This window comes from Kitasatospora sp. NPDC042419 (genome assembly GCF_056437345.1).
The window spans coordinates 197,088-211,039 of record NZ_JBWKAW010000014.1; the positions used below are offsets into that span (position 1 = coordinate 197,088).

Annotated in this window: 15 protein-coding genes and 1 pseudogene; 6 read left to right on the forward strand and 10 right to left on the reverse strand. The window is 73.4% G+C overall.

The genetic code is table 11. The features are described 5' to 3' along the window. Nucleotides 1–251: 251 nt before the first annotated feature. Nucleotides 252–488 (reverse strand): hypothetical protein, encoded by a 237-nt coding sequence (locus tag AC067J_RS25325; protein WP_478302775.1) that lies wholly within the window; start codon nucleotides 486–488, stop codon nucleotides 252–254. Nucleotides 489–661: 173 nt separating this feature from the next. On the opposite strand from AC067J_RS25325, the gene upp reads away from it, so the two are divergent. Beyond that, nucleotides 662–1,297, forward strand: a complete 636-nt coding sequence (upp, locus tag AC067J_RS25330; protein WP_327678765.1) for a uracil phosphoribosyltransferase — start codon at nucleotides 662–664, stop codon at nucleotides 1,295–1,297. A gap of 74 nt (nucleotides 1,298–1,371) precedes the next feature. Here upp and AC067J_RS25335 read toward each other — a convergent pair whose 3' ends face one another. Both AC067J_RS25335 and AC067J_RS25340 read right to left on the reverse strand, forming a co-directional pair. Next, nucleotides 1,372–2,043 (reverse strand): LytR C-terminal domain-containing protein, encoded by a 672-nt coding sequence (locus tag AC067J_RS25335; RefSeq protein ID WP_478302777.1) that lies wholly within the window; start codon nucleotides 2,041–2,043, stop codon nucleotides 1,372–1,374. A gap of 266 nt (nucleotides 2,044–2,309) precedes the next feature. Beyond that, the gene (locus AC067J_RS25340) at nucleotides 2,310–2,606 is read right to left on the reverse strand and encodes a type II toxin-antitoxin system VapB family antitoxin (protein ID WP_030061387.1); all 297 of its coding nucleotides are present in this window, start codon (nucleotides 2,604–2,606) and stop codon (nucleotides 2,310–2,312) included. A gap of 306 nt (nucleotides 2,607–2,912) precedes the next feature. Between AC067J_RS25340 and AC067J_RS25345 the strand changes: the two genes are divergently transcribed. Continuing rightward, the gene (locus AC067J_RS25345; RefSeq protein WP_478302779.1) at nucleotides 2,913–4,529 is read left to right on the forward strand and encodes a helicase HerA-like domain-containing protein; all 1,617 of its coding nucleotides are present in this window, start codon (nucleotides 2,913–2,915) and stop codon (nucleotides 4,527–4,529) included. 213 nt (nucleotides 4,530–4,742) lie between these two features. Here the strand turns inward: AC067J_RS25345 and AC067J_RS25350 are convergent, their stop codons facing one another. Both AC067J_RS25350 and AC067J_RS25355 read right to left on the reverse strand, forming a co-directional pair. After that, nucleotides 4,743–5,906, reverse strand: coding sequence for a hypothetical protein (locus tag AC067J_RS25350; RefSeq protein ID WP_478302781.1), 1,164 nt, complete (start codon nucleotides 5,904–5,906; stop codon nucleotides 4,743–4,745). 129 nt (nucleotides 5,907–6,035) lie between these two features. After that, a complete protein-coding gene (locus AC067J_RS25355) occupies nucleotides 6,036–6,701 on the reverse strand; it encodes a rhomboid family intramembrane serine protease (protein WP_478302783.1) in 666 nt (221 codons plus the stop codon). Nucleotides 6,702–6,816: 115 nt separating this feature from the next. On the opposite strand from AC067J_RS25355, the gene AC067J_RS25360 reads away from it, so the two are divergent. After that, complete coding sequence (locus AC067J_RS25360; RefSeq protein ID WP_478302785.1) at nucleotides 6,817–7,335, forward strand: YbhB/YbcL family Raf kinase inhibitor-like protein; 519 nt, start codon at nucleotides 6,817–6,819, stop codon at nucleotides 7,333–7,335. Nucleotides 7,336–7,552: 217 nt separating this feature from the next. Here the strand turns inward: AC067J_RS25360 and AC067J_RS25365 are convergent, their stop codons facing one another. Next, nucleotides 7,553–8,521: a helix-turn-helix transcriptional regulator gene (locus tag AC067J_RS25365; protein WP_478302787.1), complete on the reverse strand. Its 969-nt coding sequence runs from the start codon at nucleotides 8,519–8,521 to the stop codon at nucleotides 7,553–7,555. A gap of 155 nt (nucleotides 8,522–8,676) precedes the next feature. Here AC067J_RS25365 and AC067J_RS25370 point away from each other — a divergent pair, with 155 nt between their 5' ends. After that, nucleotides 8,677–10,146, forward strand: coding sequence for an MFS transporter (locus AC067J_RS25370; protein WP_478302866.1), 1,470 nt, complete (start codon nucleotides 8,677–8,679; stop codon nucleotides 10,144–10,146). 173 nt (nucleotides 10,147–10,319) lie between these two features. Here the strand turns inward: AC067J_RS25370 and AC067J_RS25375 are convergent. Then, nucleotides 10,320–10,508: pseudogene (locus AC067J_RS25375) on the reverse strand (TetR/AcrR family transcriptional regulator); the annotation flags it as partial. A gap of 65 nt (nucleotides 10,509–10,573) precedes the next feature. Between AC067J_RS25375 and AC067J_RS25380 the strand changes: the two are divergent. Then, nucleotides 10,574–10,756: a DUF4345 family protein gene (locus AC067J_RS25380; RefSeq protein ID WP_478302789.1), complete on the forward strand. Its 183-nt coding sequence runs from the start codon at nucleotides 10,574–10,576 to the stop codon at nucleotides 10,754–10,756. A 199-nt stretch (nucleotides 10,757–10,955) separates the two neighbouring features. After that, nucleotides 10,956–11,294, forward strand: a complete 339-nt coding sequence (locus AC067J_RS25385) for a DoxX family protein (RefSeq protein ID WP_478302791.1) — start codon at nucleotides 10,956–10,958, stop codon at nucleotides 11,292–11,294. 78 nt (nucleotides 11,295–11,372) lie between these two features. Here AC067J_RS25385 and AC067J_RS25390 read toward each other — a convergent pair whose 3' ends face one another. The 3 genes from AC067J_RS25390 to AC067J_RS25400 all read right to left on the reverse strand — a co-directional run bounded on the left by AC067J_RS25390 (nucleotide 11,373) and on the right by AC067J_RS25400 (nucleotide 13,815). Next, the gene (locus AC067J_RS25390; RefSeq protein WP_478302793.1) at nucleotides 11,373–11,987 is read right to left on the reverse strand and encodes an HhH-GPD-type base excision DNA repair protein; all 615 of its coding nucleotides are present in this window, start codon (nucleotides 11,985–11,987) and stop codon (nucleotides 11,373–11,375) included. A gap of 366 nt (nucleotides 11,988–12,353) precedes the next feature. Beyond that, on the reverse strand, nucleotides 12,354–12,908 hold the full coding sequence (cyaB, locus tag AC067J_RS25395; protein WP_478302795.1) for a class IV adenylate cyclase: 555 nt from the start codon (nucleotides 12,906–12,908) through the stop codon (nucleotides 12,354–12,356). Nucleotides 12,909–12,981: 73 nt separating this feature from the next. After that, entirely contained in the window at nucleotides 12,982–13,815 is an 834-nt protein-coding gene (locus AC067J_RS25400; protein ID WP_478302797.1) for a TetR/AcrR family transcriptional regulator, read from the reverse strand. Nucleotides 13,816–13,952 lie beyond the last annotated feature (137 nt).

Here is a 13,952-nt window from a genome sequence, read left to right on the forward strand (position 1 = left end):
TACGCCACCAGGGACACTCCCAAGATCTCGGTCTCGGCTGTCGGCGCTCTCGGGCAACGCGGAACTGGCCGCCCCCGCGCCAGAGGCGGTCCGCTGTTCGGACCGTCCCATCGGAATCGTGACAGAAAGCCCGGCTCTGCGGGGGGTGTTCTGCAGCGCGTCTTTGCAGGTCGTGTCGGAAGGGTTGGCTGCCGGACGGCGAACGGGCGACGGGGCGGGAGGAGGAGTGTGGAGAAGCCGTGGAGGGCTTGTCAGATCCGGAAGGTTCGCATCCGCATCGCCTCGCGCATCCGACGCTCCTTGGTCCGGCGGGGCTGGACCCGCTCGCGCAGTTCGCGCGCCTCGGTGAGCTCGCGCAGGAAGACGGCACGCCGCTTGCGGCGTTCCGCCTCGGTCTCCGGGTGGTCCGGAGGCGGGCTGAAACGGCCGCCCGACGAGGTCGCGGCCTCGTCCGCCGAGCCGTCCCCGCTGTTCGGGTTGCTCGTCATAAGACGTGACTTTCCCAGATCGGCCCGGTTGATACCACAGGAGGCGGGTCCGTCCGGACGTTCTCGGTGCGTCACGGCGTGTCACGGCCGAGTGGGGGACGGACCGGGTGCGGCGCGCCCGCGCCTGGCACGGTGTGTCGTACGGGCGTCCGGGCGCGGGCTAACCTCGATGCATGCGGATCCACGTCGTCGACCACCCCCTGGTCGCCCACAAGCTCTCCACCCTGCGCGACGAGCGCACCGACTCGCCGACCTTCCGTCGCCTGACCGACGAGCTGGTGACCCTCCTCGCGTACGAGGCCACCCGGGACGTCCGCACCGACGAGGTCGAGATCACCACCCCGGTGGCGGTGACCACCGGCACCCGGCTGTCCTACCCGCGCCCGCTGGTGGTGCCGATCCTCCGGGCCGGCCTCGGCATGCTGGACGGCATGACCCGGCTGCTGCCGACCGCCGAGGTCGGCTTCCTCGGCATGGTGCGCAACGAGGAGACCCTGGAGGCCTCCACGTACGCCACCCGGATGCCGGACGACCTCTCCGGCCGCCAGGTCTACGTGCTCGACCCGATGCTGGCCACCGGCGGCACGCTGGTCGCGGCGATCCGGATGCTGATCGAGCGCGGCGCCACCGACGTCACCGCCGTGGTGCTGCTGGCCGCCCCCGAGGGCGTCGCGGTGATGGAGAAGGAGCTGGCGGGCCTGCCGGTCACCGTCGTCACCGCCGCCGTCGACGAGCGGCTGAACGAGAACGGCTACATCGTCCCGGGCCTCGGCGACGCCGGCGACCGGCTGTACGGCACGGCCGGCTGAGTACCCCGTACGTGAGGAGAGCCCCCCGGCACGGTGCCGGGGGGCTCTCGTCGTCCGCTGTCCGGGCCGGCGGCTCAGCAGCTGCCGGTGGTGCTCGGGGCGGGCGTGGGCTTGGTGGCGAGGGCCAGCGCGGCGGCGGCCTGGGTCTCGTCGAGCAGCGCGTTGTAGCTGTCGCCGATCACGAAGTCCACGGTGCCGTCGGTGCGGGCGTCGGCCGTGCTGGTGGCACCGGCGATCACCGATCCGACCAGGGTGGACGCCCCGGCGCCGGCCGGGCCGGCGATCACCTGGGCGGTGCCGGGCACCTTCTTGTCCAGCTCGGCGGGCGCGTTGCCGACCTTGCCGATGGTGAAGCCGCGTTTCTTCAGCTCCTCGGCGGTCCGGGCGGCCAGCCCCGCCTTGGCGGTGGCGTTGTAGACGTTCACGGTGACCGCGGCCGGCTGCGGGATCGCGTGCGGGTCGACGGGGGCGCCGGGCGTTCCCGGCGCGGTCGGCGAGGCGTCCGGGGCGGGTGCGGCCAGTGGCTTGCCGGAGGGGGTGGCGCAGGCCTGGGCCGAGGCGTGCTTGCCCTTGCCGCTGAAGATGTCCCAGAGCTGGACGCCGCCGAGGCCGATCAGCGCGAGCGCGAGCAGCGCGCCGATCAGGGCGAACACCTTGCGGCTCTTCTTCGGCGGTCGGCCCAGCCGCGGATAGGCGTTGCCGGTGATGCGGTACTGCTTCCCCTTCAGGCCTTGGGGAGTCAACATGCTCACGGTTTGTCTCCCCCTCGTACCAGGGCGGGGATCGGGTGACGGGCCGGCCGGGGCGCGGTGTCGGAACGGGGCCGCGGCCGTAGTCAGCAGATTAGTGCCGTACGGCTGCGAAGGTACTAAACGATCATCATCTGGAGTACCCCGGCACCCGAAAGGGTGTACCCGGGTACGAACGGACCGCCCTCCGGTGGTGACCGGAGGGCGGTCCGACGTCGCGTGGAGGGCCGGCTGGCCCGACTAGTCCGCCGGCGGCCGGTCCGTCATTCCATTTCGAGGACACGGGCGTGCAGCACCTGGCGCTGCTGCAGCGCGGCGCGGACCGCGCGGTGCAGCCCGTCCTCCAGGTACAGGTCGCCGTGCCACTTCACGACGTGCGCGAAGAGGTCCCCGTAGAAGGTGGAGTCCTCCGCGAGGAGGGTCTCCAGGTCCAGCTGGCCCTTGGTGGTCACCAACTGGTCGAGTCGCACCGGGCGCGGGGCGACGTCCGCCCACTGGCGGGTGCTGGTACGGCCGTGATCCGGGTACGGCCGCCCATTGCCGATGCGCTTGAAGATCACACGGAAAGCCTACCGTTTGGGCGGCGGATGGCGCAGCAGCCGCGGCGCCGCCACGCGCTCGGGTGCGAGCTGCGGGCGGCGGATTGCGGCTGTTTCATGGGAAATGTCGCGAAGGTCCATCCGCTGTTCTGCCCTGGAGTGTGCCCGATGTCCCCTGCCGAGCCGCCTTCTTCGCCGCCGTCCTCCACCGGCGTGTCCCCGGGCGGCGGGCCCTCCGCGTCCTCCGCTGGGTCGTCCGGTGGGACATCCGGTGGGACATCCGGTGGGACATCCGGTGGGTCCGCCGGCGCGTCGTCCGGCGGTGTCGTGCCGGCCGCGGTCCGGGAGATCGCCGACGGCTACGCCTTCACCGGACCCGCGCTCGACCTCGGCGCGGTGCTGCTGGACGGCACGGCCTACCCGGACGCCCAGGTGCGGGTGCCGCTCGGGGTGCTCAACCGGCACGGGCTGGTGGCGGGCGCCACCGGCACCGGCAAGACCAAGACCCTCCAGCTGATCGCCGAACAGCTCTCCGCCCAGGGGGTGCCGGTCTTCCTCGCCGACATCAAGGGCGACGTGTCCGGCGTGGCCGCGCCCGGCACGCCCGGCGAGCGGACCGCCGCCCGGGCCGCCGAGGTCGGGCAGGACTGGCGGGCGCGGGGCTGCCCGGCCGAGTTCTACGCGCTCGGCGGCCTCGGCACCGGCATCCCGGTCCGGGCCACGGTGACCAGCTTCGGCCCGCTGCTGCTGTCCAAGGTGCTGGACCTGAACGAGACCCAGGAGTCCTCACTCGGCCTGGTCTTCCACTACGCCGACCGGAACGGCCTGGAGCTGTACGACCTCAAGGACCTCACGGCGGTGATCACCTTCCTCGCCTCGCCCGAGGGCAGGGAGGAGCTGAAGGGGATCGGCGGGCTCTCCGCCGCCACCGCCGGGGTGATCCTGCGTTCGCTGACCATGCTGGAGAACGAGGGCGCCGGCGCGTTCTTCGGCGAGCCGGAGTTCGACACCGCCGAGCTGCTGCGGACGGCGGCGGACGGCCGGGGCACGGTGTCGGTGCTGGAGCTGCCGGCGGTGCAGGACCGGCCGCGGCTCTTCTCGACCTTCCTGATGTGGCTGCTGGCCGACCTCTACCAGGAGCTGCCCGAGGTGGGCGACCTCGACCGGCCCAAGCTGGTCTTCTTCTTCGACGAGGCGCACCTGCTGTTCAAGGGCGCGTCCAAGTCGTTCCTGGAGGCGATCACCCAGACCGTGCGGCTGATCCGGTCGAAGGGGGTCGGCATCTTCTTCGTCACCCAGACGCCGAAGGACGTGCCGGCGGACGTCCTGGCGCAGCTGGGCAACCGGGTTCAGCACGCGCTGCGGGCCTTCACCCCGGACGACGCGAAGGCGCTCAAGGCGACCGTCTCGACCTTCCCCAAATCGCCGGCGTACGACCTGGGGGAGGTGCTGACCTCGCTCGGGACGGGCGAGGCGGTGGTCACGGTGCTCTCCGAGAAGGGTGCGCCGACGCCGGTCGCGGCGACGCGGCTGCGGGCGCCGCAGTCGCTGATGGGGCCGATCGAGCCTGCGGCGCTGGCGGCGGCGGTGGACGGTTCGCCGCTGGCCGCGGCGTACCGGGACGCGGTCGACCGGGAGTCGGCGTACGAGAAGCTGGCGGCGCGGGCGGCCCGGCCGGAGGCGGAGCCGGTGCCGGGGACGGGACAGGGGTCGAGTCCGGGGCAGGGTCCGGGGCAGGGCGCGGGTGCGGGGGAGGAGCCGCGGCGGGAGTCGCGGGGGGCGCGGGAGGGCGGCCGGGAGGGCGGCCGGGAGAAGGAGGGCGGCGGGCTGCTCGGGTCGCTGCTGAGCAACCCGGCGCTCAAGTCCTTCGCCCGGTCCGCCGGGACGCAGCTCGGGCGGGAGATCTCCCGGAGCCTGTTCGGGACGTCCCGGCGGCGCAGGTGAGCCGGTCCCGGGGCCGTCCGGTGCTGCCGGCCGCGGCCCGGAGCGGGACCCGTTACCGGGCGGGTCGGGCGCCGAGGTGGACCCGGGCGGCCGAGATCGGGCGGTCGGCGACCCTGCGCGGGGTCGGCGAGCTGACGCTCCACCGGTAGCCGGCGACCTCCCGTTCCCGTTCCGGTCCCCCTTCGGCCCCGGAGGGGCGGGGGCCTCCGGGGATCAGGCGAGCGCGGCGCCGATCCGGTCGAGGGAGGAGAGCCGCATCAGCCCGTAGTTGTAGAACTCGACCTCCGGCACACCCAGCTCGCGCAGGACGGAGATCTTGGCCGCGAGGTTCGCCGGGCCGTCGCAGTCCGAGGCCATCGGCCGCAGGATCACCGCCATGTCCTGCGGACGCACCCCGTGCAGGGCGAAGGCGGCGATCTTCTCCCGGACCGCCTCCGGGGTGCGCGCGTAGCCGAGCGTCTCGATCTGGTGGGCCGCCTTGGCCAGACCCGGCAGGTCGATGCCGGAGAGCCAGCCGGTGCCCGGCCCGCCGCCGTCCATGAAGCTCAGCCGCATGCCGTGCTGCCGCGCCGCCTCGGCGACCTCGGCGGCCAGCGAGGTCACCGTCGCCGCGGAGGCGTCCACGTAGGCGGCGACGGCGCCGCCGGCGAGCTCGTCCAGCGCGGCCGGCTCGGCGGCGGCCGCGTCGTCGGCCAGCCGGCGGCGCAGCTCGGTCCGGACCGCCCCGGCCACCTCGTCGGCGGGCACGCCCGCGCGGACGGCGGCGGCGCGGCAGTGGTCGCAGAAGCAGAGGCCGAGCAGCGCCTCGGCGGCCGGGCCCAGCTCCTCGAAGTAGCGCTCGTGGTGGTAGCCGTGGCGCAGGCCGTGGAAGTGCAGCGACTCGGCCCGGATCGCGTCCACCCCGTACCGGGCCAGCTCGGCCACCAGGGTGAGGGCGTACGCGCGGACCTCCGGGTTGGCCGGACAGAGCTCGGTGAGGTGGCGGTCGCCGAAGGCGTTGGCCGGCGCGCAGTCCGGGTACTCGAAGCCGAGGCGGTCGTTGTGGCAGAAGACCGTCCAGGCGTGGAGCTTCATGCCCCGGCGGCCGGCCTCGGCGGCGGCCTCGGCGAACGGGTCGCGGTCGCCGATCGCGGTGGACGGTACGGGCCGCAGCCGCCTGCCGGACCAGAGCGCCGGGTCGGGGCGGAAGTAGGCGGCGCCCGGCTCCAGGTAGCGGATCACCCGGTGCGGGTTGTGCGGGAAGACGTCGCGGGCCTCGTGGTAGACCGAGGCGAGGGTGACGCCGCCGACCCCGGCCCGGTCGGTGAGGTTGCCGAAGAAGGTGTCGGCCCCCTCGTCGATCAGATCGGTGGCGAAGGCGAGGACGGACGACTCCACGGTGCGGCTCCGGAGCAGGGGGCGAGGTGCGTACTCACGCTAACCGCAGGGGCGGGAATGGTCTATACCTGACCTGCCCGTTCGGGCGCGCGGGGCACGTCCGACCCGGTCCGCGGGGCACGCCGGTCCTCAGATGCCCAGGTCGTCGAGTTCCTTGAGCAGGGCCGTGCCGGGGCCGGCGGTCGCGGGTGCGCTCGCCGGGGCGCCGGGCCGGGGCTTCGGCGTGCGGTCGCGCAGCAGCCAGGCGCCGGCCAGTCCGCCGACCAGCCCGCCGAGGTGGCCCAGCCAGCTGACGCCCTGGGCAGTCGGCAGGACGCCCAGCAGGAGGTACGAGTACAGCGCGCCGACGACCACGCCGATGGCCGTGTCCACCAGGTTGCGGTCGAAGATCCCGCGCAGCGCCACGTAGCCGAAGTACCCGTAGACCAGGCCGCTGGCACCGGCCGTCACGGCGTCCGGGCGCTCGAAGAGCCAGACGGAGAGCCCGCCCGCGACCACGATCAGCAGCGTCGCGAGCAGGAACCGCTTGATGCCCCGGTACGCGGCGAGGAAGCCGAAGGCGAACAGCGGCCAGGAGTTGGCCTGGATGTGGTCCCAGCCGAAGTGCAGCAGGGGCATGGTGAACATGTCGGGCAGCTCGTCCAGCCGCCCGGAGCTCATGCCGTACTCGTAGGAGAGCCGGTAGTCGTCGAGCCGGTTCGCCACCTGGACCGCCCAGATGACGGCCAGCACGCCGAGCATCGTGAACAGCGCGAGGCGGGAGTCGCGGAGCAGACGGGCGAATCGGGGGGCCATGGAACCGACTGTAGAGCCGGGCCACGGGATCGGTCACCCCACTAAGGTGAATCGTGTCGATCAACCCGGGCCTGACCCGGGGCCGTTGCCGACCCGTCGAGAGGTGATCCTCCCCATGAGCGTCCGTCCGCCGCTCCCGTACGAGTTCCTGCCGCAGGTCCCGTCCTTCGAGCTGACCAGCGAGGACATCACCGAAGGCGGCACGCTGGCCGAGGAGTTCATCCACGCCGGGGCCAACCTCTCGCCGCAGCTGGCCTGGTCCGGCCTGCCCGAGGGCACCCGCTCCATCGCCGTCACCTGCTACGACCCGGACGCCCCGACCGGCTCCGGCTGGTGGCACTGGCTGGCCCTCGACCTGCCCGCCGACGCGGCCGGCCTGCCGCGCGGCGCCGGCGCCTCCGACGCCGACCTGCCGGGCGAGCGCTCCTTCCACGGCCGCAACGACTTCCCCGGCAACAAGTACGACGGCGCCGCCCCGCCGCCCGGCCCGGCCCACCGCTACGCCTTCGCGGTGCACGCGCTGGACGTGGACACCCTGGACGTCGCCGCGGACCTCCCGCCGGCCCAGATCGGCTTCAACATCACCTTCCACACCCTGGCCCGCGCGGTGCTCACCGCCGAGTACGGGGTCTGAGGCCCGCCCGCCCGGCCCACTGCCGTCGCCGACGCCGCCGCCCGTTCGACCGCGGGCGGCGGCGTTCGGCGTTCCGGGCCGCGTTCCGGGCCGCGCTCCGGTGCGTGGCGTCGGTGCGTGGCGGCGGTGCGTGCCTCCGGGGCTGCGTCGGTGCGGGCGTCGGGTGGGTGTTTCGGCGCCGCGTCGGGCGGCTTCCGGAGGTGGGGCCGGGGCGAGGTCAGCTCCCGGCATCGGCCGCGCGCGCGGCGCGGCCGGCGAGGGCGCGCAGGTGGGCGTGCATCTCGGGTGGCTCGTGCACCTCGAAGTCGCAGCCCAGCATGAGCAGGCGCATCGCGAGCCACTCCAGGGAGTCGGCGCGCGAACGGAGCCGGCAGGTGTGCTCGTCGATCGGCTCGACCTCGCTGTCGCCGTTGTGGTTCAGCCAGCGCTCGACGTCGGCGGCGGGCAGGTGCAGGGTGGCGTCCAGGGTGTAGGTCGGGGCGAGGCGGCGGAGCTTCTCCGCGACGTAGGCGGCCGCGTCCTCGGCGGGGAGCGGCCGGGGGGTGAACCGGGCGCCGGTGGCGAAGGGGTCGGTGATCCGGTCCACCCGGAAGAGCCGCCAGTCCGCGCGGTCGAGGTCGAAGCCGACCAGGTACCAGCGGCGGCCGGCCGAGACCAGCCGGTCCGGCTCCACCTGCCGCCGGGTCTCGGCGCCGTCGCCGGCCCGGTAGCCGAAGCGGAGGCGTTCGTGGTTGGCGACCGCGTTGGCGAGCACGGTGAGGTCCTCCGGGTCGACGGTCGGTCCGTCGCCGCTGAGCAGCGGGAGGGTGGCCTTGTCGAGGGCGGAGACCCGGTGGCGGAGGCGGCCGGGCAGCACCTGGAGCAGCTTGCCCAGGGCGCGGACCGAGGCCTCCTCGATGCCGACCACGGCGTGTCCGGCCGCCGCCCGGAGTCCGACGGCGATGGCCACCGCCTCCTCGTCGTCCAGCAGCAGCGGCGGCATCGCGGTGCCCGCGACCAGCCGGTAGCCGCCGATCGGCCCCATGGTGGCCTCGACCGGGTAGCCGAGCTCGCGCAGCCGGTCGATGTCGCGGCGGATGGTGCGCGGGCTGACCTGGAGGCGCCCGGCCAGCTCGCTGCCGGGCCACTCGCGCGGGGTCTGGAGGAGGGAGAGCAGGCTCAGGAGTCGTGCCGGAGTGTCGGTCATGGGATCCAGGGTGCCGGAAGTCTGGGACAGGATCTGGCCTAGATGCCTCCTACTGTCGTCCCGTGCTGAGGAACGGCGACGAGGAGCGTGCGGTGGGTAAGACGGTTTCGGACCGGGCGGCGGACCGGCGGAGGTGGATCGCGCTGGCGATCGTGATGACGGCCTCCTTCATGGACCTGGTGGACGTCACGATCGTGAACATCGCGATCCCGAGCATCCAGGAGTCGACGGGCGCGTCGTTCTCCGCGGTGCAGTGGGTGACCGGCGGGTACGCGCTGGCGTTCGCGATCGGCCTGATCACCGGTGGCCGGCTGGGTGACATCCACGGCCGGAAGCGGGTGTTCCTGATCGGGATGGGCGGCTTCACGCTCGCCTCGGCGCTCTGCGGGCTGGCGGGCGGACCCGAGATGCTGGTCGCGATGCGGATCCTGCAGGGTGCGACGGCGGCGCTGATGGTGCCGCAGGTGCTGTCGATCATCCACGCGACCTTCCCGGCGGAGGAGCGCGGCAAGGTGTTCGGCCTGTTCGGCGCGGTGGTCGGGCTGGGCGCCGTCACCGGTCCGTTGATCGGCGCGCTGCTGACGGAGTGGGACGTGTTCGGGCTGGGCTGGCGGCCGATCTTCCTGATCAACCTGCCGGTCGGTGTCGCCGGACTGCTGCTCGGCCGGGTCTTCATCGGCGAGTCGAAGGCCGAACGGGCGCTCAAGCTCGACCTGGTGGGCGTGGTGCTGGCCAGCGCCGCACTGCTGATGCTGATCTACCCGCTGACCCACGGCCGGGAGGCCGGCTGGCCGCTCTGGGGCCACCTGACGATGGCCGGGAGCGTGCCGGTGTTCGCCCTGTTCGTCGCCTACGAGCGGGTGAAGGAGCGGCGGGACGGCTCGCCGCTGGTGGAGCTGTCGCTGTTCCGGGTCAGGAGCTTCGCCGCCGGGATCGGCGTGCAGCTGACCTTCGGGGTGGTCTCCGGGATCTTCTTCCTGGTCTGGACGCTCTACATGCAGCTGGGCCTCGGCTGGAGCCCGCTGAAGGCCGGTGCGACGGGCATCCCGTTCTCGATCGCGGTCTCGGTCGCGGCCGGGGTCTCGGTCCAGCAGCTGGTGCCGCGGTTCGGGCGGAAGGTGCTCCAGGCGGGGGCGCTGGTGATGGCGGCGGGCGTGCTGCTGTACATCGGCGAGGCCGAGCGGTACGGCACGGGCATCGCGCCCTGGCAGATGGCGCTGCCGCTGGTGGTGATGGGCGCCGGGATGGGCCTGATCGTCGCGCCGATCACGGACGCGGTGCTGGCGGAGGTGCCCCGGGAGCACGCCGGTTCGGCGTCCGGGCTGATCAACACGGTGAACCAGGTGGGGCTGGCACTGGGGCTCGGACTGGTCTCGGTGGCGTTCTTCGGTGCGATTCCGGCTGCGGCCCCCTCGGCGGGGGACGCGTTCGGGGCGGCGTTCGTGCACGCGATGTGGTGGGTGCTCGGGGTGCTGGTGGTGGTCTTCCTGCTGATGTTCGCGCTGCCGGCGCGGCGGCCGGTCGATGCGGGGGGCGCTGACGGAACGGGGGCCGTGGACGGAACGGGGGCTGCCGCCGGGTCGGCTGACGCCGCGTCGGCAGGGCGGGAGCCGGTGCTGGTCTGAGCGTTCCCGGGGTGGACGGCGGGCTCCGGTCGCGATCTGCGGCCGGGGCCCGCCGGCGTGTCCGCCGGTTTCGTCCCCGGCCGGTCGGCGCGGCCAGCCAGGGGCGCGGCCGTCAGACGTGCGGCCAGTCGGGGGCGCGTCCGCCAGGGGCGCGTCCGCCAGGGGTGTGTCCGTCAGGGGTGCGGCCAGTCGGGGGCGGGGTCGGCGGGGAGGAGGGGGCGCAGGGCGCCGAGGACGGCGCCCACGCAGACGTCACGCAGTTCGGTGCGGGTGCAGGTCTCCTCGGTGAGCCAGTCGACGCAGAGGACCTGGACGAAGACCAGCCAGCTCTTCAGGACGCCGGAGACCGCCCGCCGGGCGTCGTCGTCGGGTACGGGGGCTGGCGTGGCTCTGGGTCGCCAGGCAGGCGCCGGTCCCGGCGCGGGCGGTGCGGTGGCTGACCGGGGCCTTCCTGCTCGGCGCGCTGGGGCGGGTGCTGTCGCTGGTAGTGGAGGGTCGGCCGAACGGGTTCCAAGTCGCCCTGATGGTACTTGAGTTGGGAATCTCGCCGGTGCTCCTCTGGCTGGCCGACGTGGACGAGCGACGGGTGCGGAGCGTGCTCGGCGCGTAGGGCGTGGCGGCCCGGTGGCGCGCGGCAGGGCGTGGCGGGGTGCGGTGGTGGGGTGCGGTGGTGAGGCCGGGCGGGGTGGCGTACGGGGGGGGCGAGGCCGGGCGGGGAAGGTTTCTCCGGCGCGGCTGTCACACGTGTGCGGTCCGGCGGGTCAGAGAAGCGAGAACGCAGCGAACACCCACCGCACGAGGAGCCCCCGATGTCCATCGCCTTCATCATCGTCACCGTCGTCGCCGCCCTCATGGCGGGCTTCTCGGGCTGGTCGGTGTTCACCCGCGCCGCCTACGTCGTGGAGCCGCTCGCCGAGTACGGCGTGCCCCGTTCGTGGTGGAACCTGCTCGGCGCGGCCAAGGTCGCCGGGGCGCTGGGCCTGCTGGTGGGCCTGTTCGTGCCGGTGATCGGAGTGCTGGCGGCGATCGGCCTGGTGCTCTACTTCGGCGGCGCCGTGATCACCGTGCTCCGCGCCCGCTCGTACGCCCACGTCCCCTTCCCGCTGATCTACATGGCGCCGGCCGCCGCCTCGCTGCTGCTGATCTGAGCGGCGCGGTGGGAGCTTCCGTCACCGCCGGTACCCGGCACTCCGTCGCGAGTGCCCGGTACCGGCGGTGACGGGCGTTCAGGCCCTGACCTTCGCCTTCGCGTCGGCCGCCGCCTTGGCCTCCTTGGCGGCGCGCTTCACCTCCTGCTTGTGGGCGCGCACCTGCTCCAGCGACTCCGGGCCGGTGATGTCCGCGACCGAGCGGAAGGCCCCCTCCTCGCCGTAGCTCCCGGCGGCCTCGCGCCAGCCGTCCGGCTGCACGCCGTACTGCTTCCCGAGGAGAGCGAGGAAGATCTGCGACTTCTGTTTCCCGAACCCGGGAAGGGCGTTGAGCCGGCTGAGCAGTTCCTTGCCGGTCACGGCGCTCCGCCAGAGCGCGGCGGCGTCCCCGTCGTACTGGGCCACCAGGAACTGGCAGAGCTGTTGCACGCGTTTGGCCATCGCCGCCGGATAGCGGTGCACGGCCGGCTTCTCGGACAGCAGCGCGACGAACGCCTCCGGGTTGTACGCGGCGATCTCGTGCGCGTCGAGGTCCTTGTGCCCGAGTCGCTGTGCGATGGTGAGCGGCCCGGCGAACGCCCACTCCATGGGCACCTGCTGGTCCAGCAGCATCCCGACGAGCGCGGCGAGCGGGCTCCGCCCGAGCAGTTCGTCGGCCTCGGGCTGCTGGGCAAGCCGCACGGTGACGTTCATGGGGATGACCTCCTCGGAGCATGGACTCGGGTCGCCGCCCAGTCTGCTCGACGGGGGAGGAGGCGACGGCGTCAACACGCCAGAAGGGGTGGATTGCCCGGAGCGAGCGGATGGTTCGTCGGCGGAGTTGTTTTGCTGTCGAGAAGGAGGGGGTGAGCGCGGCGACGTTCCTGGTCGACACGGGCGTGCTCGCGCGCCCGAGGCATCCGACGGGGGATTCGGCCGGGCCGTGCCGCTGCCGCCGGGTCGATCGCGACCTGCCCGGTCACCGAGCTCGAATTCCTCGGCGGCGCGAAGGTCGCCGGGCAGGTGCCGCAGTGGTACGGGCCCGAAGCCGGCGGGTGATCCGGCGGGGGGCTTCGCCGTTCACTCCAGGCCGAGGGTCAGGTGGGGGTAGCCGAGGTGGATGCGGGGCCCCAGCGGGGTGTCGAGCGAGGCGATGAACGCCTCCAGGCGGGCGGTGGCCTCCTCGACGGTGCGGGCGTCCCCCTTGAACTCGAACTCGACGAAGTCGCCCAGGCCGGCCACGGTGTCGAAGGCGACGGCGACCCCGTCGACATGCCACTCCTCGCGGGTCTTGTCGACCACGGTCAGTTCGGCGAAGTCGAGGGCGTCCAGCAGGCGGCGGACCGCCTCGGCGTCGGCGACGGCGGTCTCGTACTCGTCGCAGTGCGTCTTGACCGGCTCCGGGAGCGGGTGGAAGCGCTTGAAGTTGAGGGAGGAGGAGCCGTCCTCGACGCGGACGCGGAGCCACTCGGAGACCACCCGGTTGTCGAGGAAGTCCCGGTGCGGCGCGTTGTAGTAGGTGTCGACCTGGCGGCTCGGGCGGCCGGCGGTGGCGCCGCGGGCGGTGAGCCGGTCCTTCAACTCCCCTGGGGTGCAGAGGAGTCGGAACTTCTGCTCGATCTCGGTGTACTCCACGGCTGACGCCCCCACGGGTCGGCGGCGGGCGGGGGTGTCCGCCCGTCCGGGTGATCGGTCACCCGACACTCTGTCAGCCGGTCGGCGCCGTCAGGCCCAAGGAGCGGACGAGCGCGCCGAGTTCCTGGTCGAAGAGCTTGTCGGGGCTGGTGGTCTGCCGGCTCAGGTGGCCGTAGACCTCCAGGGAGACCATGCCGTGCAGCGAGCCCCAGATGCGCAGGGCCAGTGCCACGCCGGCCGGGGGGAGGTCGGGGTAGGCCGGGCGGACCTTGGCCAGGAGACCGGGGTCGAAGTCGGACCAGTCGAAGCCTGGCGAGTCGGTGTCGGTCGAGTCGGCGGTGGCCGGGCCGGTGGCCGGGCCGGTGGCCGATTGGGCGGCCGGGCCGGCGGCGGGTGGGGCGAACCCGGCGTCCGCGTGGAGGTGCCCGGCGTGCGGCCAGGCGGCGTCGGCCAGGCCGGCGAGTCCGGTGCAGACGCGGTGTGCGGCGTCCGGGGCGGCGCCGCCCTCGGGGGCGCGGTAGCCGGGGACGGGATCGCCGTAGATGAGCCGGAAGCCCGCGGGGTTGCTCAGCGCCCATGACCGGAAGGCGTGCGCCCAGGCGCGGATCCGGGTGGCCGGCTGCTCGGCCTCCGTGGCGGCCCACGCGGCGTCGACGGCGTCGGCCAGGGCCGTGTAGACGTCGTCGATCAGTGCGGTGACGAGGTCGTCGCGGGTGGCGAAGTAGCCGTAGATGGCGTTGGCCGTCATGCCCATCTCCCGGGCGATGGCCCGAAGGGTGATGGCGTCCGGCCCGCCCGACGCCATCAGGGTCAGCGCGACGCCCTTGATCTCCGCCGTCGTCTCGGCGCGCAGCCGCTCGCGGCGCCCACGGGTGCTTCTCGTCGTCGTGCTCTCCGCGCTCTCCACGCCGGTCACTGTACAGCGCCACGATTCTGATTGCCGCATCAAAACTTCACGCCGTATAGTTTCGCCACGCCGTATCGAATGAGAGCCGGACGCACCGGGCGCATCGGACGTGCCAGACGTGCCGGATGCACCGGACG

Excerpts from the sequence above, each read along its gene's own strand:
- AC067J_RS25365 (WP_478302787.1), bottom strand. The coding sequence starts at position 8,521 with ATGACCGACACTCCGGCACGACTCCTGAGCCTGCTCTCCCTCCTCCAG.
- AC067J_RS25355 (WP_478302783.1), bottom strand. The coding sequence starts at position 6,701 with ATGGCCCCCCGATTCGCCCGTCTGCTCCGCGACTCCCGCCTCGCGCTG.
- AC067J_RS25325 (WP_478302775.1), bottom strand. The coding sequence starts at position 488 with ATGACGAGCAACCCGAACAGCGGGGACGGCTCGGCGGACGAGGCCGCG.
- AC067J_RS25360 (WP_478302785.1), top strand. The coding sequence starts at position 6,817 with ATGAGCGTCCGTCCGCCGCTCCCGTACGAGTTCCTGCCGCAGGTCCCG.
- AC067J_RS25335 (WP_478302777.1), bottom strand. The coding sequence starts at position 2,043 with ATGTTGACTCCCCAAGGCCTGAAGGGGAAGCAGTACCGCATCACCGGC.
- upp (WP_327678765.1), top strand. The coding sequence starts at position 662 with ATGCGGATCCACGTCGTCGACCACCCCCTGGTCGCCCACAAGCTCTCC.
- AC067J_RS25370 (WP_478302866.1), top strand. The coding sequence starts at position 8,677 with ATGACGGCCTCCTTCATGGACCTGGTGGACGTCACGATCGTGAACATC.
- AC067J_RS25385 (WP_478302791.1), top strand. The coding sequence starts at position 10,956 with ATGTCCATCGCCTTCATCATCGTCACCGTCGTCGCCGCCCTCATGGCG.
- AC067J_RS25390 (WP_478302793.1), bottom strand. The coding sequence starts at position 11,987 with ATGAACGTCACCGTGCGGCTTGCCCAGCAGCCCGAGGCCGACGAACTG.